This is a genomic window from Mycobacterium senriense, assembly GCF_019668465.1.
GTDB lineage: Bacteria > Actinomycetota > Actinomycetes > Mycobacteriales > Mycobacteriaceae > Mycobacterium > Mycobacterium senriense.
Genome location: NZ_AP024828.1, coordinates 122245 through 141188, shown reverse-complemented (window position 1 = coordinate 141188; position 18944 = coordinate 122245). Strand labels below are relative to the sequence as shown.

At 64.7% G+C, this 18944-nt stretch carries 18 protein-coding genes and 1 pseudogene; 16 read left to right on the top strand and 3 right to left on the bottom strand.

The genetic code is table 11. The features are described 5' to 3' along the window. Window positions 1–350: 350 nt before the first annotated feature. The 5 genes from MTY59_RS00695 to MTY59_RS00675 all read left to right on the top strand — a co-directional run bounded on the left by MTY59_RS00695 (window position 351) and on the right by MTY59_RS00675 (window position 6451). Entirely contained in the window at window positions 351–3236 is a 2886-nt protein-coding gene (locus MTY59_RS00695) for an AfsR/SARP family transcriptional regulator (protein ID WP_221043980.1), read from the top strand. 44 nt (window positions 3237–3280) lie between these two features. Then, entirely contained in the window at window positions 3281–4489 is a 1209-nt protein-coding gene (locus MTY59_RS00690; protein ID WP_221043979.1) for a cytochrome P450, read from the top strand. Further along, the gene (locus MTY59_RS00685) at window positions 4429–5274 is read left to right on the top strand and encodes an SDR family NAD(P)-dependent oxidoreductase (protein WP_347881609.1); all 846 of its coding nucleotides are present in this window, start codon (window positions 4429–4431) and stop codon (window positions 5272–5274) included. Before MTY59_RS00690 ends, MTY59_RS00685 begins: the two co-directional genes overlap by 61 nt. Window positions 5275–5398: 124 nt before the next feature. Continuing rightward, entirely contained in the window at window positions 5399–5854 is a 456-nt protein-coding gene (locus tag MTY59_RS00680) for a nuclear transport factor 2 family protein (RefSeq protein ID WP_221043977.1), read from the top strand. Between the two features lie 222 nt (window positions 5855–6076). Further along, the gene (locus MTY59_RS00675) at window positions 6077–6451 is read left to right on the top strand and encodes a limonene-1,2-epoxide hydrolase family protein (RefSeq protein ID WP_221043976.1); all 375 of its coding nucleotides are present in this window, start codon (window positions 6077–6079) and stop codon (window positions 6449–6451) included. A 611-nt stretch (window positions 6452–7062) separates the two neighbouring features. Here MTY59_RS00675 and MTY59_RS00670 read toward each other — a convergent pair. Next, the gene (locus MTY59_RS00670; protein ID WP_415822781.1) at window positions 7063–7782 is read right to left on the bottom strand and encodes a YwaF family protein; all 720 of its coding nucleotides are present in this window, start codon (window positions 7780–7782) and stop codon (window positions 7063–7065) included. 197 nt (window positions 7783–7979) lie between these two features. Between MTY59_RS00670 and MTY59_RS00665 the strand changes: the two are divergent. From MTY59_RS00665 to MTY59_RS00640, 6 genes and pseudogenes are all read left to right on the top strand, one after another. Beyond that, window positions 7980–8276: pseudogene (locus tag MTY59_RS00665) on the top strand (type II toxin-antitoxin system death-on-curing family toxin); the annotation flags it as partial. 192 nt (window positions 8277–8468) lie between these two features. Beyond that, entirely contained in the window at window positions 8469–8978 is a 510-nt protein-coding gene (locus MTY59_RS00660) for a hypothetical protein (RefSeq protein ID WP_221043975.1), read from the top strand. A 15-nt stretch (window positions 8979–8993) separates the two neighbouring features. Further along, window positions 8994–10664 (top strand): hypothetical protein, encoded by a 1671-nt coding sequence (locus tag MTY59_RS00655; RefSeq protein ID WP_221043974.1) that lies wholly within the window; start codon window positions 8994–8996, stop codon window positions 10662–10664. Window positions 10665–10915: 251 nt separating this feature from the next. After that, complete coding sequence (locus MTY59_RS00650; RefSeq protein ID WP_221043973.1) at window positions 10916–11881, top strand: metal-dependent hydrolase; 966 nt, start codon at window positions 10916–10918, stop codon at window positions 11879–11881. Then, on the top strand, window positions 11878–12066 hold the full coding sequence (locus tag MTY59_RS00645) for a ferredoxin (RefSeq protein ID WP_221043972.1): 189 nt from the start codon (window positions 11878–11880) through the stop codon (window positions 12064–12066). The genes MTY59_RS00650 and MTY59_RS00645 overlap by 4 nt, the downstream gene beginning before the upstream one ends. Before the next feature lie 3 nt (window positions 12067–12069). Further along, window positions 12070–13284, top strand: a complete 1215-nt coding sequence (locus MTY59_RS00640) for an NAD(P)/FAD-dependent oxidoreductase (RefSeq protein ID WP_221043971.1) — start codon at window positions 12070–12072, stop codon at window positions 13282–13284. A 38-nt stretch (window positions 13285–13322) separates the two neighbouring features. On the opposite strand, the gene MTY59_RS00635 is transcribed toward MTY59_RS00640, so the two are convergent. Then, window positions 13323–13538: a hypothetical protein gene (locus tag MTY59_RS00635; protein WP_221046691.1), complete on the bottom strand. Its 216-nt coding sequence runs from the start codon at window positions 13536–13538 to the stop codon at window positions 13323–13325. A gap of 273 nt (window positions 13539–13811) precedes the next feature. On the opposite strand from MTY59_RS00635, the gene MTY59_RS00630 reads away from it, so the two are divergent. After that, complete coding sequence (locus tag MTY59_RS00630) at window positions 13812–14006, top strand: long chain fatty acid-CoA synthetase Faa4p (protein WP_221046182.1); 195 nt, start codon at window positions 13812–13814, stop codon at window positions 14004–14006. Window positions 14007–14010: 4 nt separating this feature from the next. On the opposite strand, the gene MTY59_RS00625 is transcribed toward MTY59_RS00630, so the two are convergent. Then, window positions 14011–15414, bottom strand: a complete 1404-nt coding sequence (locus tag MTY59_RS00625) for an aldehyde dehydrogenase (protein WP_221043970.1) — start codon at window positions 15412–15414, stop codon at window positions 14011–14013. Between the two features lie 184 nt (window positions 15415–15598). Here MTY59_RS00625 and MTY59_RS00620 point away from each other — a divergent pair, with 184 nt between their 5' ends. From MTY59_RS00620 to MTY59_RS00605, 4 genes are read left to right on the top strand one after another with little or no spacing between them, the layout of a single operon-like run. Then, the gene (locus MTY59_RS00620; RefSeq protein WP_221043969.1) at window positions 15599–16867 is read left to right on the top strand and encodes an aromatic ring-hydroxylating oxygenase subunit alpha; all 1269 of its coding nucleotides are present in this window, start codon (window positions 15599–15601) and stop codon (window positions 16865–16867) included. After that, a complete protein-coding gene (locus tag MTY59_RS00615; RefSeq protein WP_221043968.1) occupies window positions 16864–17199 on the top strand; it encodes a hypothetical protein in 336 nt (111 codons plus the stop codon). Before MTY59_RS00620 ends, MTY59_RS00615 begins: the two co-directional genes overlap by 4 nt. Further along, the gene (locus MTY59_RS00610) at window positions 17196–18443 is read left to right on the top strand and encodes a metal-dependent hydrolase family protein (RefSeq protein ID WP_221043967.1); all 1248 of its coding nucleotides are present in this window, start codon (window positions 17196–17198) and stop codon (window positions 18441–18443) included. The genes MTY59_RS00615 and MTY59_RS00610 overlap by 4 nt, the downstream gene beginning before the upstream one ends. Before the next feature lie 11 nt (window positions 18444–18454). After that, window positions 18455–18907 (top strand): MarR family winged helix-turn-helix transcriptional regulator, encoded by a 453-nt coding sequence (locus tag MTY59_RS00605; RefSeq protein WP_221043966.1) that lies wholly within the window; start codon window positions 18455–18457, stop codon window positions 18905–18907. Window positions 18908–18944 lie beyond the last annotated feature (37 nt).

Genomic DNA, 18944 nt, shown 5'->3' with positions numbered 1-18944 from the left:
GCGGTGAGAAGCAATTGATGTTTCTCGATGCAGACGTCAAATTTTTTACTAGTATGCGTCACAGTTGTCAATCACACGATTTCTGGGGGCGGCAGTGCCAGTGAAGGCGCTCGACCCGACATCGGTGTCGGATTATCCTGGGGCCCAATGGATGAGTGTCCCGGGTCTCTGAGGACCGACGCGGCGGCAGTGTCACCGCCCGCTTCGCTGCGGCGCCTGCGTCAGAGATGCCTAGTGGTCCCGTGATCCAGGCGAAGGTGCGTGTTCCGCCGCTTCCCGAGGGGATCGTCGCCCGGCCGCGGCTTGACTCTGCTTTCGCTGAAGTGATCGAACGCCACCGTGTGGTCGTCGTGGCAGCGACCGCAGGTGCGGGTAAGACGACCGCGGTGAGCAGCGCGATACAGCGCATCGGCACACCGGTCGCCTGGCTGACCATCGACCGGACAGACAGAACGCCCGGTCGTCTGCTGGTGTACCTCGAGGCGGCGCTGGCACAGCAATATCCGCAGCTTCGCGGGTTGGCGACACGTGCGCTCGCAGCTGGACTCGCCCATGAGGAGGCTGCGGGGATGCTGGCCGAGGCGGCTAGCGACAATCGGTTGATACTCGTCGTCGACGATCTTGAGCGCCTCGGCTTCGAGCGCCCGGCGTGGTCGGTGCTCGACTCCTTCATGCGGTACGCATCCCCAGCGATTCGGTTCCTTCTACTGAGCCGGGTCCAGATTCCGCCCTCGGCCTGCCAGCTTCCGGGTGCCGGTGAGGTCGCCACATTGGGGGAACAGGATCTGGCGTTCACCATCGAGGAGGCTGGGCAGGCGCTTGCGGCGCGCGGTCGGGAGAATGTTGACCCAGGCGAAGTTGTGGCATCGACCGGGGGTTGGGTCACCGGCGTCCTGTTCGAGGCGTGGCGGGCACAGGCCCACATCGATGGCGCCGGGGGCGACGGAGATCCGCTATACGGTTACCTCTCTTCGCACATTCTGGCGCAGTTGGCCGCGCCGGAACGTGAGTTCCTCATTGCGACATCGGTTCTGGATGAGGTGACTGCCGAGAAGGCACGAGCCTTGGGATTCGACAACCCATCGAAGCGCCTCGCGACCCTTCGGGCCGTCCACATGCCAGTGAGCTGGCTACACGAGGGCCACACGATGCGCTGTCATCCGCGGTTTCGGGAATACCTGCGCCACATGCTTGATCTCCAAGCCGATCATGAGGTCCACGCCGTGCGCCTCGCGCATGCGCAGCTACTCGACCGGGAGGGCCGCGCTGAGGAGGCCGCAAACGAGCTCCTGTCGATCGCCGAGACACGGGCCGCACTCGCACCGATCGAGCGGTCAATCGTCGACGTCGTCGAGCGGCTCGACACACCGGTGGCGGAGCGCTGGCTGCGCGCGGTTTCAGCGGTGGCTCCGCCGGGCGCCTCGTCGCTTGCCACGGCCGAGTTGATGATTGCGGCATCGAGCGAGGACTACCGGCGCGCCGTAGCCGTCGCCGATCGGCTCGCACACGCGGGGGAACGGGACGCGGTGGCGCGCCTATCTGAGCGTGACGCGGCGTTCATGGCCTGGGCGTACGGAGCGTACGGACGCTTCGGGGACGCGGTCGAGGTGCTGGAAGCGGCTGCCAAAGGCCCCATGGTCGAGGCGATGCTGTACAGCTTTGCGCTGTTCGGTGCCGCCGAGCAGCGGCCTCGCCCATCACTGAGCGGCGGCCCGCTGGACGCGGTTGTCTATTGGGCGGACTACGGATTCGGTCACCTGCGTGAACTGACTGCAGAAGCCACCTCGCCGTGGGCTGAGGCGCTCGCGCGTCCGTGGCGGATGGCTGCCCTGCGCGCAAGCGGGCTGACCCAACAGGCGCTGGAGATGTATGAGGCATCACGGCCCGGCGATACCGGCTCCGTGTTCCCGCACGCGATAGCTGGTCCCGAGATTCTCCTCGACGCGGGACGTGCAGAGGAGGCGCTACGGGAAGTGCACGCGGCGCGGGCCCACGCGCATCGCAGCACGCCGCTGTATGCACTGTGGAATGGGGTGATCGAGGCAAAGGTACTGCTTCGCGGAATGCATGATCCGAAGGCCGCACTATCGCGACTGGAAACGCTTGTCAAAGACTCGCCGTCCTCGCACATCCCGATGTTCCGCGAGTTCCTCGACACATGGCTCGGCGTGGCCCTGTTACGCCTCGGTGCGAATGAGCGCGCCGTCTGGAGCCTACGCATGGCGGTCAGCAGCATGGTTACCGGTGATCGGTTCCTGGAGCTACCGACCGCGTGTGTTTACCTGGCGGAGGCCGAGTGGCGCGCCGGTCGCGACGATGCCGCCGACGCGGCAGCAGACCTCGCACTTTTCGCGTCCAGCAGGCACGGATCCAATCATCTGCTGCTGCAGGCACTTACCGATTTCCCCGCGGTCGCGGCACGGCGTATCGATGCCGAGCGCGATGCCGACTCGGCCTGGCACGCGCTCGGGCGTGCTCTGGACTCGCAGGGAATGACGATCCAGCGCGCCATCTCGGTCCCTGTCGAGGTGCGGGAGTTTGGCAGGTGCGAGGTCGTCATCGACGGCCACATCGTGCGCCCCAAGATCAAGAAAAGCTTCGAACTGCTGTCCTACCTGCTCACGCTGGACGAACCCGCCGCCGAACGCGGCGAGCTCCTCGCGGCGCTATTCGACGGCCGTGAAGACCGCTCGACTCGCGCCTACCTACGCGAAGCGGTGCGCCAACTCCGACAGGTAATGCCCCCAGGGGCGGTGTCCAGCGCAGACTCCGGTCGAGTTGCGCTGTCACAGGCAGTCCAAGGAGTCGCAGAATCGATGCGGTTCGAGCGCGGACTTGTCGAAGCGAGCCGGCTGCGGGGCGAAGACAGGCTGCGCGCAACGCTTGACGCCCTTGCCATTGCCGACGCCGGCGAATATCTGCACGACGTCGCCTCGGAATGGGCCTACGGCCGCCGCCAACACCTCCAAGAATTGGCCATCACTGCGCGATTCGAGGCCGCTTGGGTTGCCTATGAACTCGAGCGGTACGCCGAGGCCCGCCAGCTCATCGACCGTGTCGTGGCCGCCGACCCGTTACGGGAGGCGCCGTGGCGGCTGTCCATGCGCGTTCGCAGTGCGCTCGGTGACGATGACGGCGTGATTCGGGCATTCCACCGGTGCCGTCAGGCGCTGGCCGAGATCGGCACCCAACCGTCGGACACCAGCTGCCGGCTACTCGAGTCGTTGCGCCGGTAAATGCGATTTCGCACTGATTTCGCACGGCGAAATACGGTCCTCACATGTCAATTGAAACCGATCCCGTCAGCGAGCGACTCGGCCGCTACAGCGGCTACAACCCGGAGTTCACGCCCGAGGACGCACTCGCACTGTTCAGCGAGGCCCGCGAGCGGTGCCCGGTCGGCCACAGCGATCAGCTCGGCGGCTTCTACCTGGTCTTCGACCATGACGCCGCCCGTCGCATTCATCGAGATCCGACTTTTTCCACCGTGCCGGGCATGTTTCGTCCCCAGGTCGACCGCCCTCAGCTGCCGCCCACCGAGTACGACCCACCGGAGCACGACCACTGGCGACGTGTCTTCAATCTGGCCGTCAACGGGAAGACCGCCGCACTGATCGAGCCAGGGATCCGGGAGGACGTCAACCGACTCCTCGACGCGTTCATGGACCGGGGCACCTGCGATCTCGTCCCCGAGCTGGCCGTACCCGTACCGCTATACGCGATCTGCCGAATCCTTGGTGTCGACATCTCGTCGGCCGCCGAATTGCGTAGCCTCACCGATGATTTGATGGCCAACTTGGCATTTCCCGACAAGGCCGCTGATGCATACCAGGCCCTGGCCGCGTTCGGCACCAAAGAGATCGCCGAACGTCGCGCAAATCCCCGCGACGACGTCCTCACCCGGCTCTCCCAGGAGGAGGTCGACGGCCAGCGCCTGTCAGACCTCGAAATCACTCAGGTGATGGCAAGCCTGCTGTCGGCGGGACACGAGACGAGTACGGTCCTGATGACCAGCATGTTCTATGAAGTGCTGTCGCGCCCTGACGTACACAAGCAGCTGCTCGAGGATCGGTCGCTGATCCCGGCCGCGGTCGAGGAGACCTTGCGGCTGCATCCCCCGGTGATGGGGCTATACCGTCGCGCCACCCAGCCGTCCACGGTCAGCGGAGTCGATATCCCTGAGGGCAGCGACCTCATGCTCTGCTGGGCCGCGACCAACCGTGATCCAAAGGTGTTCGATAAACCTGATGAGTTCCGACTCGACCGGGGACGTAATCACCACCTGACGTTTGGATTCGGCATCCACGCCTGTCTAGGGGCCGGTGTCGCCCGACTGGAGATGCGAATTGCGCTCGAGGAGTTGTTGCGCCGTCTTCCCGACATCGAGCTCACCACCGACGCAACCGAATACAAGTTCAGCGGGCCCGAATGGGTCAGCATCACCGAGCTGCCGGCGCGTTTCACTCCGCCCACGAAGCCGGGGGTTTGACGATGACCGCTCTCGCTTCCGAGGAATCCACCCTTATCCCCCGCACACACGAGCGACGCGTCGCGGTGGTGACCGGGGCGTCCGGCGGCCTGGGACGGGCCATCTGTCGCGGTCTGGCCGCGGCAGGAGCAACAGTTGTCGGGGTGGATCTAATGGCCGCCGACGACACCGCTGCGGACACGCGGGCCGCGGGCGGGGAGTGGTTAGGCATCGTCGCCGATGTCACCTCCCCTGAGGACACGCACGATGTCGCCGACCGGGTAGTCGCAACGTATGGCCGCTGCGACATCCTGGTCAACAACGCCGGGGTTGCCGACATCTGCGGATGGGATGAGCTGAGCTACGAACTGTGGCAGCAGGTGCTGCGGGTCAACCTCGACGGGCAGTTCCTGATGGCGAAGGCGCTCGTGCCGGCCATGCGCGAACACGGCTACGGCCGCATCGTCAACATCAGTTCGACGTCAGTGGCGATGCCCGTGGACAACTTTATCGCCTACCGGGTCTCCAAGATGGGCGTGATCGGACTGACGCGCGCATTGGCGAGCCTTGGCGCCGACGGCATCACCGCCAACGCGGTGAGCCCGTCGCTGACTCCCACAGGCATGACCGACGGACGGGTGCCCGACGAAGTATTCGAGATGATCCGTCAGGGTCAAAACATCAAGCGGATCGCCCGGCCGGATGATCTCGTCCCGACGATCCTTTTCTTAACTGGTGAAGGCTCTTACTGGGTGACCGGCCAGGCGTTCGCTGCGGACGGCGGCGGTTCGTTCAACCTGCCCTAGGCGTCTATCCGGGTGCCGCGAATCGGAGTGGACGACGGCGTCCGTGGAGACACATTTCTTGATTAACAGCCCACCGGCCGCCATGGCCGCAGACGTATAACCAACCAACACAAGGAGATCCCCGATGTCCATCCTGCAGCCACAGGAGAAGCTCGAACTCGTCACTCGTCACGCGGAGGCTGAGCTGCGCTGTGATTGGGACGGCGCACTCGCGACAATGATCGACAATCCATTCTACGTCCATTATCCCTTGGGCATTCGGGTCCAAGGGCGGGAGGCAGTTAAAGAGCAGTGGAAGCGTTTGCTGGCGACGCCAGGATTCGCCGCTGCCGCCGAGTCCGCGAACCTTCGGCACTGGGTGCTCGGCGAAACGCTCGTGAGCATGTATGAGTGGCTAGTGGACGACGGCAACGGCTCAGAGCGATCGATGAGAAGCTACGCGCTGTTCACTTTCGTAGACGGGCTGATCGAGAGCGAAACGATCTATTCAGAAGCGACCACCGACGCGGTGATGAGACAAGCACTGAACGACGAGTTCTGCAGCGTGCCAGGCGTCGAACGCCTTGACGAGGTGGTTTGAACAGCCGATAGTCACCGGCTTAACGCGGCGGTCTCCGTGGCGATGAAGTTGCGCGTCGACCGATCCTCATCAGCTGGCGACAGACAGCAGTGCTGACACGGTCTCCGCCACCGGTGTGAAAAGCCACGCTCGTTACTGCACGGAAGGTGCAGTTTTTTGTGAGGCCGCACCGGTTCTTACCTCGGCCCAACAGATTCGCAGAGTTTCGAGAGGTTTCATCAAATGACAAATTCCGCTGACGAGCTGGTGATGGGGTTCTGCAAGCTGTGGGCCTCGCCGAACCCGAAGAAACTGGCCAGCTACTTCACCGAAGATGCTGTCTATTACAATATTCCGATGGCTCCGGTTGAGGGCCGCGCGGCAATCGAGCAGTTCTTCACAGGGTTCACCGCCGATTACGATGGCATCGACTTTGAGGTACACCGCCAAGTGTGCGCCGGCAACTTAGTGATGAACGAACGCGTTGACGTGCTGCGCCGCAAGGACGGCCGCAGCTTACAACTACCCGTCATGGGTGTATTCGAGATTGTGGACAATCGAATTGCCGCCTGGCGGGATTACTTTGATCTAGCCACGCTTACCAGAGCCTTTGGCTGATCACGCTTGACCGTTCATTGTGTAGTGCGTCGGGCAACGTTGAGGCGGCAAAGGGTGAGATGCTCAGGGGGGACGGAAGCCTGGCGTGTTCGCGCAGGCGCACCCACGAACAATCTCGGGGGATGCCTATCAACGTCATACAACGTGCCCTAGCGTTGTCCTAAGACACCTAGCCACCCGGAGGCACGTCCGGGACGCATCGGTACGAAGACGGGTTGCAGGCAGGCGTTATCCGATCCGCCGTGGACGCTGTGGCACGCTGCAGCACAGGCGTTTTCAAGTGGTCGCAGGTTCAAATCCTGTCACGATTTTGGCTGTCACCACTTTGGCTGTCACCACTTTGGTCGACGCGTCAGTTCAGGGACCCGGCCAGCAAATGAAGCGAACTCCCACCCCGCTGCCCGCAATGCGGTGATCGCGTCGCTAACTCCGGCGGCGGTACCCGACTCGGGATGGTTCATGTGTGCAAGCACGATCGATCCCGGCGCCGCGCCCGTGATGTCGGAGCGGACCTGAGCTGCTTACGGCGTCACCCGGAGGGGACACTGATCTTGTTGCGGCTGACACCCTCTCGGGCAACGCCCTGCAGCGTCCCGATCCCGACGACCCGATCAGCCAAGCCGCGGACCTTCTTTAGCGCGTCGCCGTATTCGCTCCCACGGCCAGGTCATCAAGGCCCACACGATGAGTATGAGCGTGGCCGCAGTCAGTAAGTACACCGGCCAGGGGCCCAATACGTCGAGCAGGCTCGCCGTGCGGGGTTTTCCGTTGAGGAAGCCGTAGTCCGTTCCGGCGATGCTGTTGAAAGTGAAGGCAGTTGCTGCCCAGACCGCGGTGACCAGAACCGCGATCCGGTAGCTGCGCCACTGGGGCCGCATCCGCCGGCCCCAGGTGAGGTAGATGGCTGCCCAGACGACGAGCAGGTGAATTGACCAAAAGCCGAGGAACTGGTGACTGGGGAAATCCGGACTTTTCAGCGCCGGTGAGATCAGCGCCTGTGTGCTCAAAGTGAACCCCCAGTAGTAGGTGAGTGCGAAGGGCCAGTGTCGCTGCGACCACAACGCGTAGGCTGCCGCGGCAGTGGCGAGATCGGTCAGGCGCAGTGGTACCGACCCCTCGATGGTGGGCGGGACCAGTGAATAGGCGAGCACCGAACCGTATATCGCCGCAGTAAGCGCCCCAAGGGTGCGGCCGAGGCACCGAGCTTGCGATTCGGTCTGGGAGCGTCCGATCCAGACAAGCAACGCGGAGCCGATCGCGAAGACAGCCATGACCGCCCAACGCGACGGGCCGTACACGGTGAACTCCCGTTGCGCAGGGGACAGGTCCATTAACTCCACAGTTCCATCCAAATGTATCGCTACCGAGGCCTCGCCCATACGGCTTCCCGGCGTTACAGCTACTCCCCGTTAGCGCCCATATCAGCGACCACGTCGACCTCGGCCCATGGCCGGGGCATCTATACCGATGACGCGACTCATGTGTCGCCCATGACCCACTGCCACGACATCCTGTCCAACGGCACTGCGGCTTGCTCGAATCGGCTCTAGCGCGGCCTCGCGCCTCGGTGTTTGGCCAGGACGCTTACCCAGATTCCCAATTTAAGGCCGCCGTGCTGCTGCAATCGGCTGGCACGGAACCACGCGCTCGTGGCCGGCAACAAGCGAGTTGCGTGGACAGCCTGCCGGACCTTCCTGGCCATCAGTGGATTACCGGGCAAGAGGACGAGCGCTTCGACTTTGTGCTCAGGGCGGCCACCGGTGCAATGCCCGATCCCGACGAGATTGCAGAACATCTGCGCAGCTGGAGCTATCAGGAGGGCTGAGCTGCCGGGCGGGGGCCGACCGGCTCACAGAAGAATTCGAGGCCAGACTCGGTGTGGCCGTGTCACACGGCCACCACGCCGGCGGCGATACCCCGCAGGCGCATCGGCGAGATATGGGCGACTCGAGACACGCCTTTTTGGGTACAGCATCCACAAGCCGACTGGGTCCACTGATCGAGCCGACATAACTGTATGCGCGACGGCACCGTGCGCGCCGCCGAGGGACGGAGTTATGACATGCATCGCCCCGACACCATCATCGAAATTCATCGCGAACGCGTGCAGGACCAGACGGTCGAGATGTTCAGCGGCGACCGGTACACGCAGTCCGTCGACGGCACCGGCTACTCCGCGACGGCCACCCTCGACCTCACCCTGGATCGCGTCTGGTTCATCCTCGACGCCCGTCAGCGGCTGTGGCAGGAGGAAGCCGACGGTGAGACTCGCGACCCCGTGCGGCACTTCGCGATAGACCTGGTGATCTTCGATTCCAAGATCGTCATCGATTCGGTTACCTGCATCCCGCTGGTATCGCTGCCCCCGGCTACCGTCACCATCCCCGATGGTCCACGTGCCGGAGAGTCGCGCGAGATTGCCTACAACGAGATTCCGTTGTTCGGGCGGTTGACAATTCACGACCAGCTTGAGCCACACCAACTAGAGCCGGGCAAGCAGACGATCGCACTGAACTTCACCTCCTAGGATGCCCCCGTACTGGTGGCCAGCCCGTTGGCGGACCAGCACGTCGGGCGGCTGTTCGGTCCGCACATCGAGCGGCGTGCGGACGGGATCACGGTCCTTAAGGGACAAGACCCGCGGATCAGCTGGGAACTCGACTACGCCGAGGCGTACTGGATAACCCACAGCATCGCCGGGGAACTGATGGTGAACCTGGAGAAACTGCAACACCCCAGCCTCTCCGACGATGAAGCAAGAACCAGGGTGCTCGACTCGCTTGCCGCCCAAATCGCCGATGCGGTCCGCCCGCAATTGGAGGCGATGGGGGACAACGGTATTCAGGCGTTGCTGCCGTCGCCGGTGGACGTCGAACCCGAGGCGCAAGACGACAGCACGGCTAAGAAGCTCGATGCCGTCGTGCAGCGCTTCGACGTCGGCGATGCCACCGAGGAATCCATGGTGGTGCAGCTGCAGACACTGCGGGACTTGCCGCCCGGTGAGGACCTGCCCGCGTCGGTCCTCGCCGAAAACCCCCGCGAGAGGGCGGCTTTGGCCGTCACCGGGTGGAGCATTCTGCGACAGGTCCGTGACACCGTGATGAACAGTTTCGGCCTCGACGAGAGCGACTTCGACCCCGATGCGCCGTGCGCGCTGGCGGGTCCGAAGACCATCAGCATCGGCGGACAGGACCGCAGCCTCGACGCTCTGGACGCCGATATCGTTCCGCGAACCGAGGACGGCCGATTGGTCGTCGACGGCACCGTGAGCGCCGATACCAAGCTCTACGACTTCAAGGCCACCTTCAAGGTGACGTACGACATGGGCCTCGGCGACATCCCGCGCGACCCGAAGGCGAAAGAGCTGTTACGTGACGACGTCGACACCATCGAGCTTCTCGAAGAGACGCTGAGTCTGGCCGGTGCGAAGAAGCGCGCCGGTCATCTCGGCACCGAAGAATACGAGGCGGAAGTCAAGCGAGTTCGCGAACGATTCGATCGACTACCACGAACCGTGGGGGTGCGACCGGCGCAGAACTCCGAGCCGGACGTGAACGCGGACTTCTCCCTGACCGCCGCCGGCAAGGTGGCCACGGCCGCAGGTGCGGCGGCTGTCGTCGGTCTGCTCGCTCTGCCGGTGACCTGGGTGGCCGGGGCCGCCGGCGTTGGGGCCGCCGGGGCGGGCGGATTGTTGACCCTGGCGATCGCGCAGTACATCACCACCGTCCTCACCATCGACTGGTTCGGTACCGGCATCGGTTCTCGTCAGGTCAAGAAATCGCTGAACGACCAACCCGAAGGCACATCGCTTCCTCCGATCGGGATGCCGGTCGACCTAGACCTCAACCGCCAACGCCTCGCGGTGTACTTCCGTCCGGTGCCTGCGAAATTGTGGATCGACTGCGTCGAGGCCGATGCGGACGAAGACCAGGCAGGCGATGGCGAAGGCGTTCGGGTCATTGGTGGCCGGTGGCCCACCGATGGTCACCCGTGGAGGCTGTCGCACCATGATGCCGTGTTGTTCGTCGACTCCGACGAACTGCAGCTTCTCGTCGATCCGGCCAGCGCATGCGGTGGCGAGTTACCTGTCGGCGTTGACACCGACGTGGACGGACGACGCCGCCTGCGGGTCCAGAGCGATCCCGAGACACTGCGCCGGCTTCCGCAATGCTCTCTTGACGCCGCCAAGGCACGAAAACAAGACCGGAGGTAACCGGCGGAACCCAACACCTTCCCGACCGGGGCGGACCGGTCCCGCACGGTGACGACTTGACAAGGAACTCTCAGAATCTGGTACCGCCGGTACGCATAACCGGCCCGCCGTGTGGGTACGCCGCTGGGTGAACGGTTGTTCGCAGCGAACTGGCGTCCGCATCGTGGTTCACTCGCGGGTCGACTTGTTTTTTTCCGAAGGAGAAGGGAAACGACCGGCCAAGCACGGTCGGTCGACGGGAGGAGTTTCAGATGCCCGAGGTCCAACTTCACCACGATGGACATCCCATGTATCGCCGGATGGTTCGGTTTGATTGGTCGGAGACGCCGCTGCACTGGGTGCCCGACGATCCGTTCTCGACGCACATGATCAATGTCTTGCACCTATTGCTGCCCGAGGGCGAGCGGCACTTCATCAAGGCCGTTCTCGAGGCGTCGTCCCTGGTCGATGACCCGGAGCTGGAGGCGGCGATCAAGCCGTTCATCCAGCAGGAGTCCTGGCATGCCTGGGCGCACCAGGTCGTACTGGACCACTTGGCCGAACAGGGCATAGAAACCAAGCCGTACACGGAACGACTCGGGAGACTGCTGTCCCTGACGCTAGGTGATCCGCCCAAGTTTTTGCCGTCGGCGTTGCACCGGTGGTGGCTATATCGGCGTCTGGCTGATGTGGCCGCGCTGGAACATTACACAGCGATGTTGGGCCAGTGGGTGCTGTCGAACAGAGGTCTGGACTATGCAAAGGCCGACCCCATGATGCTCGACCTGCTGCGCTGGCACGGCGCCGAGGAGGTCGAGCACCGCTCGCTGGTGTACGACGTCTACCAGCACGTCTCCGGGAACTACTTGATCAGGGCCTTCTCGATGTTGTTCGTCTCGCCGCTGTTCATCGGCTGGTGGGTCGCGGGGGCTCGTTACCTGATGGCCCAAGACCCGACCATCGATCGCAAGTGGCGTTGGCGGGACTGGCTTTGGGCCGCGCGCGAGTACCGGTTGCCGGGCCCATGGAAGCTTATGGTGACGACGCCCGTCAGGTACATGCGGCCCAGCCATCATCCCAACGACGAGGCGTCCACGCAGATGGCGATCGACTACCTGGCGTATTCGCCGGTGGCCAAGGCCGCCCAGGAGCGGGCGCGATCCCAAGGGAAGTCACCGGATCAAACTCAAGGGATCGAGACTTCCGGCAACGGAGCACGAAAGGCAGAACTGCGATGAAGGTTTCGGTGGATCTCGACACCTGCGACGGCAACGGCGTGTGCATGAGCATCTGCCACGACGTGTTCGACGTGCGCGAAGACGGCCTGCATGTGCTGCAAGAGGAGCCGCCGGAGGAGCTGCGCCACCAGTTGGTAGGCGCCGAAGTGTCCTGTCCGACACAGGCGATCACGGTGAAGGACTGAACGATGCCGAGTCGCCAGCTGGGGAACGTTGTCGTCGTCGGTGCCGGCGTGGCGGGCACGCGAGCGGCGGAGACGCTGCGGCAGATGGGTTATGACGGTGCCCTGACCATCGTGGGTGCCGAGCGGCAGGCCCCTTACCATCGCCCGCCGCTGTCGAAGAAATTCCTCACCGGCCAGGTTCACCGGGCCGGTGTCGACCTGGCGCCGCAATTCGATATGGATGCGCGCGTTTTGCGCGGCGCATCCGCTCTCAAGCTGGACATGTCCTCGCGCACCGTCCACGTACGCGACGACGGCCGGGACCTGCCCCTGCAGTTCGACGGACTGGTGATCGCCAGCGGCGCGACGCCACGCGAATGGCCGGGCGGCCCGGTTCCCGACGGGGTGCTGATGCTGCGCACGGTCGAGGACTGCCTGGCCATCCGAAACCGGCTGAGTTCGCGACCGCGGGTCGTGGTCGTCGGCGGCGGGTTCATCGGTGCCGAGGTCGCCGCGAGTTGCCGGTCGATAGGCCTGGACGTCGTGCTGATCGAGAAGGCCAGCGGCCCGCTGCTGGCCGCGCTGGGCAAGGAAGTGGCGCCGCGCTGGGCCGACCTGCATCGTCAACATGGCGTGGATCTGCGGGTCGGAGTCGGTGTCGACGGATTCGTGGGCAAGGATCGGGTGGAGGCTGTTCGGCTCACTAACGGCTCGCAGGTTCCGGCCGATCTGGTCATCGTCGGCCTCGGGGTGACTCCTGCCACCGACTGGCTGGACGGCTCCGGATTGCGTGTCGACGACGGCCTGATCTGCGACGCCACGGGCGCGGTCGAAGGTGGCGCAGGCGACGGCACCGTCGTCGCCGCCGGCGATGTGGCGCGCTGGTGGCACCCGCTGTACGAGCGGCACCTGCGTACCGAGCACTGGGACGACGCGGGCCGTCAGGGTGCGGCCGCGGCCCGCACGCTGCTGGCGGGGCCGGCGGGCGGGGAGACCTACGACGAGGTGCCGTACTTCTGGTCCGACCAATACGACGTCAAGCTACAGATGCTGGGCGTCCCAACTGATTACGACGCAGTCGAGATCATCGAAGGCAATCCGGACACCTGGGAGTTCGTCGGCGCTTACGGGCGGGGCGGTCGCACCATCGCGGTGCTCGGGACGATCCCAGGCCGGGTATATGCCTATCGCGAGGCCATCGAGAAGCGCGCCGAATTTCCTCCGACCCGGCCGGATTAGCGAAGCTGACCCTGGGCGCAAGGCCCGCACGGATGTGGTCAGCAGAGGGCGGCGGCCGAGAACCAGCCGCCGGCCACAAGTGCGATGAGGAGCGCGGCGGTGCTTTGCCCCATCATCGCGGCCGCGACGACGCCCACGATCGCGCATATAAATACCGTGACGGTCAGGAAGGCCACGAGCAGCCGGTGTGAGTTGACCGCTGCGCCAGCACGAGGCGCAATGGCGGCCTTGCGAGAACGCTCCACACCAGCCATGAAATCCCCTTCGGTGTGACGCTGGCAACATCGAGTGCTCAACTGTGGTCTAAATCACATCTGCGATGGTGTCGACGCGCTCTGCCTCAATAGACGCTCCGTCGTTATCTGCCTGAGATCGCAATTAGGTTTTCCGCCTCGATGCGGATTACTCTTGCCGCGGTTCGTTCGCGACTCAGGAAAGCAGCCATGTCTGTTCAGCCCACTCTGCTGCGACGTCAATCGTTGCGCAGCGCCCGCCGACAGCGGGTCGCTCCCCGCGTGAAGTGTCCGATGGTCGGCCAGTGCTTCGATGTCGAAATCAGCCGCGACGCGGACGGATGGATGATCCGCATCCCCGAGATCGGCAGGGCCACCCGCGCCGGCAGCCGGGCCACGGCGGAGCTGGCGGCACGCGAATGCATCGCGACCTGGACCGGCATCCCGATCGGGTATGTCGCCGTGCACGTCGCCAGCCAGACCAGCTAGTTACCTAGCCGCCTGGCGCGATCGCGATCGATTTCGTCTCGAGGTAGCCGTCGAGCCCTTCGGGTCCGAGCTCGCGGCCGTAACCGCTCGCCTTGACGCCGCCGAACGGCGCAAACGGATCCATCGTGTAGCCCTGGTTGATGCCGAGGGTGCCGGTGCGGATCCGCGTGGCCAGTGCCAGGGCCCGGTCGGTGTCGCTGCCCCAGACCGATCCGGCCAGTCCGTAGTCGGAATCGTTCGCGATCTCGACCGCCTGTTCCTCGTCGCGGTAGGGGATGACCGTGATGACAGGTCCGAAGATCTCTTCGCGTGCGATGCGCATCGCGTTGTCGGCGGCCGCGAACAGGGTGGGTCGGACGTACCAGCCGCGGTCGAGCCCGTTGGGCATGTCGGCGCCGCCGACGATCAATCGCGCCCCCTCGTCCTGGCCGACCCGGATGTAGTCGCGAACGCGCTGCTGCTGGCGTCGAGACACCAGGGGACCGAGTTGGGTCTTGGGGTCGCTGGGGTCGCCGACGCGAAGGCCGTTCATCTCGGCGGCGAGCGCATCGACGTATTCGTCGTGGCGCGCTTCGGGCACCAACACGCGTGTCAGCGCATTACAGATCTGGCCGCTGTTGGACAGGCTGGCCGATCGCACCCCGGTGGCGACCTTGTCCGGCGCAGCGTCATCGAGAACCAGGGCCGCCGACTTGCCGCCGAGTTCGAGGCTGACCTTGGTGAGGTTGGCGGCGCAGGCCGCGGCGACGGCGCGGCCTGCCGTGGTGGAGCCGGTGAAGGACACCTTGTCGATTCCACGGTGGGCAACGAGGTAGGCGCCGAGCGCGGCGTCGCCCGGGAGCACACTGACCACGCCGGGCGGCAGGCCCGCCTCGTCGAGCATCTCGCCCAAAAGTAGTGCATCCAGCGGGCTTTCGGGCGCGGGCTTGAGGACGACGGTGCAGCCGGCCAGCAGCGCCGGCACCAGTTTGGTGACGATCAGAAATTGGGGCATGTTCCAGGGCACGATCGCCGCGACGACGCCGACGGGCTCTTTGTGGACCAGGACGTCACTGCCGAAGAACCCCGGCCTCGTCTCCTGCCACCGGTGTCGCTCGGCCAGGTCGCAGAACGCGCGGATCATGAAAGCGGGCAGGCCGACCTGCGCGCGCTGGGCGAAGCTGGTCGGGGCGCCGATCTCGGCGGTGATGACGTCGGCCATCTCGGAGCGGCGCCGGTCGTAGATGTCGGCGAGGCGCCGGATGGCCGCGATCCGTTCCGACGGCTCGCTGTGGGCCCAGGGCGACGAGGTCAAGGCCGCGCGCGCGGCGGCGACGGCGGCGTCGACGTCGTCGGGTCCGGCCGCGTCGACCTCGGCGATGGGTTGCTCGGTGTGTGGTGAGATGACTTGCACAACCTGGTGGTCCATCCGCGCCTCCCGGGGCCAATATCAACTACTTGCTATTGATGGGTCGAGGATATACCGTCGGCCGTGACGGAGCTCTCAGGGACCGGTGAAACCGGTGCGCAGGCGGTTGTTTCGCGCGGGCAGTGCAGAAGTGAGCGGCTGGGCACGCAGGGCTTTCCCACGTTGGACTGCATAAGGAGCGAACATGGCTCGATTCCCCAAACCGCCGGAGGGCAGCTGGACCGAGCATTACCCCGAATTGGGCACCGATCCGGTGTCCTACGAGGACTCCATCAGCCCCGAGATCTACGAGCTGGAACGCGAGGCCATCTTCAAGCGGGCCTGGCTCAATGTCGGTCGCGTTGAACAACTTCCACGCAAGGGCAGCTACCTCACCCGGGAGCTGAAAGTCGTCAACACCTCAATCATTCTGGTACGCACGACATCTGGTGACATCAAGGCCTACCACAACGTGTGCCGGCACCGCGGCAACAAGCTGGTGTGGAACGACATGCCGCAGGAAGAGACGCGCGGCGTGTGCCGGCAGTTCACCTGCAAATACCACGCCTGGCGCTACGACCTGGACGGCAACCTCACCTTTGTGCAACAGGAGGAGGAGTTCTTCAACCTCGACAAGAGTCGCTACGGCCTGGTGCCGGTGCACTGCGACGTGTGGGAGGGCTTCATTTTCGTCAACTTCGCCAAGAAACCCGAACAGTCGTTGCGAGAGTTCTTGGGGCCCATGATCTCCGGGCTGGAGGGCTACCCCTTCGACAAGATGACATCCCGCTGGTACTACCGCTCGGAGGTCAAGGCGAACTGGAAGCTCTACATGGACGCGTTCCAGGAGTTTTATCACGCGCCCGTGCTGCATGCGAACCAGTCGCCGACCGCGTACTCAAAGGCGGCGGCCCAGGCGGGTTTCGAAGCCCCGCACTACCGGCTGGACGGCCCACACCGGCTGGTCAGCACCTCAGGGGTGCGGGCCTGGGAAATGGCCGACGAGATGCGCAAACCAATGGAGGACATCTGCCAGAGCGGATTGTTCGGACCTTGGGACAAGCCGGATCTGGGCGATATGCCGGCCAGGCTAAACCCCGCGAAATGCGATCCGTGGGGGCTGGATTCTTTCCAGCTGTTCCCAAACTTCGTCATCCTGTTCTGGGGCCAGGGCTGGTATCTGACCTACCACTACTGGCCAACGTCGTACAACACACACCTCTTCGAGGGCACGCTGTACTTCCCGGCGCCGCGCACCCCCCGCGAGCGAGTGGCCCAGGAACTGGCGGCGGTGTCGTTCAAGGAATACGGGCTGCAGGACGCCAACACGCTGGAGGCAACGCAGACGATGCTTGAATCCCAGGTGATCGACGAGTTCTTGCTCTGCGACCAAGAGGTTTTGATCCGTCACCTGCACAAGGAGACCGCGGCCTGGATCGATGACTACCGTCGGACTTCCACGGCAGGAGTGTGAATACGATGCCGATGCTGCCCGCCGAGTTCGCCGACCTCGAACGGTTCTCCGACTGGTGTCTGCCCAGCGAACCCGAACGCTACGCCAAGAGGCTGGCCAGCTCGATGACGGAAATGAAGGCGTTTTACGACGCGATGACCGCGCGGGCCGAAGAGGCGCTGGCGTTCAGCGACAAGTTTTCTCTCGACGACCTGCCCGACGATGTCCAGAATCTGATGCACCTGCTCTATTCCATGATCATGGTGTCGTTCCCGGTCGAATGCTGGAAACAGCCGCGCGTCCCCGACTCGGGTGCGTCGACGTTGGACTGCGTGTCCGAGCCGGTTCCATGATCTCCGTGCTGCGGGCGGCCCGATGGGGTGACGTCGTGACCGGCAAGATCCACACGCCCGCGGAAGTGGTGATCGAAGGCGAACGCATCACCGCGATCAATCCCCAAGAGCCGCTACCGGATTCGGCGACCGTCATCGACCTCGGCGACGTGACGCTGCTGCCGGGCCTGATGGACATGGAACTGAACCTGCTCATCGGCGGGCCCGGCGGCCCCGAAGGCCTACCGGCGCCCATGCACGGCGTACAGGACGACCCCGCGTACCGCACGCTGCGCGGCGCGGTCAACGCGCACACCACCCTGGAGGCCGGGTTTACCACGGTGCGCAATCTCGGGCTGATGGTCAAGACCGGGGGATATCTGCTCGACGTGGCGCTGCAGCGCGCCATCGACCAGGGCTGGCACATCGGGCCGCGCGTCTATCCCGCCGGCCACGCCGTCACCCCGTACGGCGGGCATCTGGACCCGACGGTGTTCCAGCGGTTGGCGCCCGGGATCATGCCACTGTCGGTGGCCGAGGGCATCGCCAACGGTGTGCCCGACGTGATCGCCTGCGTGCGTTACCAGATCCGGCACGGCGCCAAGCTGATCAAGGTCTCCGCCTCGGGCGGCGTGATGTCACACAGCACCGCGCCCGGTGCGCAGCAGTACTCCGACGCCGAGTTCGCCGCGATCGCCGACGAGGCCCACCGGGCCGGAGTCCGGGTCGCCGCACACGCCGTGGGGGACAGTGCAATACAGGCGTGCATCCGCGCGGGGATCGACTGCATCGAACACGGCTTCCTGGCCAGCGACGAGACGATCCAGATGATGGTCGACCACGGCACATTCCTGGTCTCGACCACGTATCTGACCGACGTCATGGCCATCGACCGCATCGCACCGGAGCTGCGCAAGAAAGCGCTCGAGGTGTTCCCCCGGGCAAAGTCGATGCTGCCCAAGGCGATTGACGCCGGTGTGCGCATCGCATGCGGCACGGATGCGCCGGCCATCCCGCACGGTCAAAACGCCAAGGAACTCGGCGCGCTGGTGGAACGGGGCATGACTCCCGCGCAAGCGATCCGGGCGGCGACTGTGGTGGCCGCCGAGCTGATCGAGGCGGACGACCAATTGGGCAGGCTGGCGCCCGGCTATCTGGCTGACATCATCGCCGTGCCCGGAGACCCGTTCGACGACATCGCCGCAACTTTCGACGTTCGCTTCGTTATGAAGAATGGGCAGATCTACAAGAGCCTCACGGCGTGATGGAGGCGGGCATGGAACTCACCGACAACATCCTGTGGCTGCTCAAGCAGGCCTTCTACTACTCGCTGACCACCATCAACGAAGCGATGCGCGAACACGGTGTGAGCACCGCCCAGATCGGTGTGCTGCGCCAATTGGCCAACGAACCAGGCTTGTCCGGCGCCGAATTGGCGCGGCGCCTGTTGATCAGCCCGCAGGGCGTACAGCTCGCGCTCACCGCGCTGGAACGCCGCGCCCTGGTGGAAAGGAAGCAGGACCCCCAGCACGCCCGCATCCTGCGGGCCTACCTCACCGGGGAGGGCCGCAAGGTCGCCGAAACGGTGGTCAACGATGCTATCGCCGCGCACCAGGAGGTGTTCGGCGTGCTGAACGAGCAAGAGCAGCGGACCCTGCGGGAATTGCTGGGCCGCGTGGTCGAAAAGGGTACCGGCCATGAGCTGTTCAACGATCACGTCGACGGCTGACGCACCCCACAGCGGCGTGGCCTGGGGCATCGTCGCG

Bases quoted from the DNA above. Each gene is read 5' to 3' on its own strand.
- MTY59_RS00690 (WP_221043979.1), top strand. From the start codon at position 3,281: ATGTCAATTGAAACCGATCCCGTCAGCGAGCGACTCGGCCGCTACAGC.
- MTY59_RS00685 (WP_347881609.1), top strand. From the start codon at position 4,429: ATGGGTCAGCATCACCGAGCTGCCGGCGCGTTTCACTCCGCCCACGAA.
- MTY59_RS00680 (WP_221043977.1), top strand. From the start codon at position 5,399: ATGTCCATCCTGCAGCCACAGGAGAAGCTCGAACTCGTCACTCGTCAC.
- MTY59_RS00675 (WP_221043976.1), top strand. From the start codon at position 6,077: ATGACAAATTCCGCTGACGAGCTGGTGATGGGGTTCTGCAAGCTGTGG.
- MTY59_RS00670 (WP_415822781.1), bottom strand. From the start codon at position 7,782: ATGGACCTGTCCCCTGCGCAACGGGAGTTCACCGTGTACGGCCCGTCG.
- MTY59_RS00660 (WP_221043975.1), top strand. From the start codon at position 8,469: ATGCGCGACGGCACCGTGCGCGCCGCCGAGGGACGGAGTTATGACATG.
- MTY59_RS00650 (WP_221043973.1), top strand. From the start codon at position 10,916: ATGCCCGAGGTCCAACTTCACCACGATGGACATCCCATGTATCGCCGG.
- MTY59_RS00645 (WP_221043972.1), top strand. From the start codon at position 11,878: ATGAAGGTTTCGGTGGATCTCGACACCTGCGACGGCAACGGCGTGTGC.
- MTY59_RS00640 (WP_221043971.1), top strand. From the start codon at position 12,070: ATGCCGAGTCGCCAGCTGGGGAACGTTGTCGTCGTCGGTGCCGGCGTG.
- MTY59_RS00635 (WP_221046691.1), bottom strand. From the start codon at position 13,538: ATGGCTGGTGTGGAGCGTTCTCGCAAGGCCGCCATTGCGCCTCGTGCT.
- MTY59_RS00630 (WP_221046182.1), top strand. From the start codon at position 13,812: ATGGTCGGCCAGTGCTTCGATGTCGAAATCAGCCGCGACGCGGACGGA.
- MTY59_RS00625 (WP_221043970.1), bottom strand. From the start codon at position 15,414: ATGGACCACCAGGTTGTGCAAGTCATCTCACCACACACCGAGCAACCC.
- MTY59_RS00620 (WP_221043969.1), top strand. From the start codon at position 15,599: ATGGCTCGATTCCCCAAACCGCCGGAGGGCAGCTGGACCGAGCATTAC.
- MTY59_RS00610 (WP_221043967.1), top strand. From the start codon at position 17,196: ATGATCTCCGTGCTGCGGGCGGCCCGATGGGGTGACGTCGTGACCGGC.
- MTY59_RS00605 (WP_221043966.1), top strand. From the start codon at position 18,455: ATGGAACTCACCGACAACATCCTGTGGCTGCTCAAGCAGGCCTTCTAC.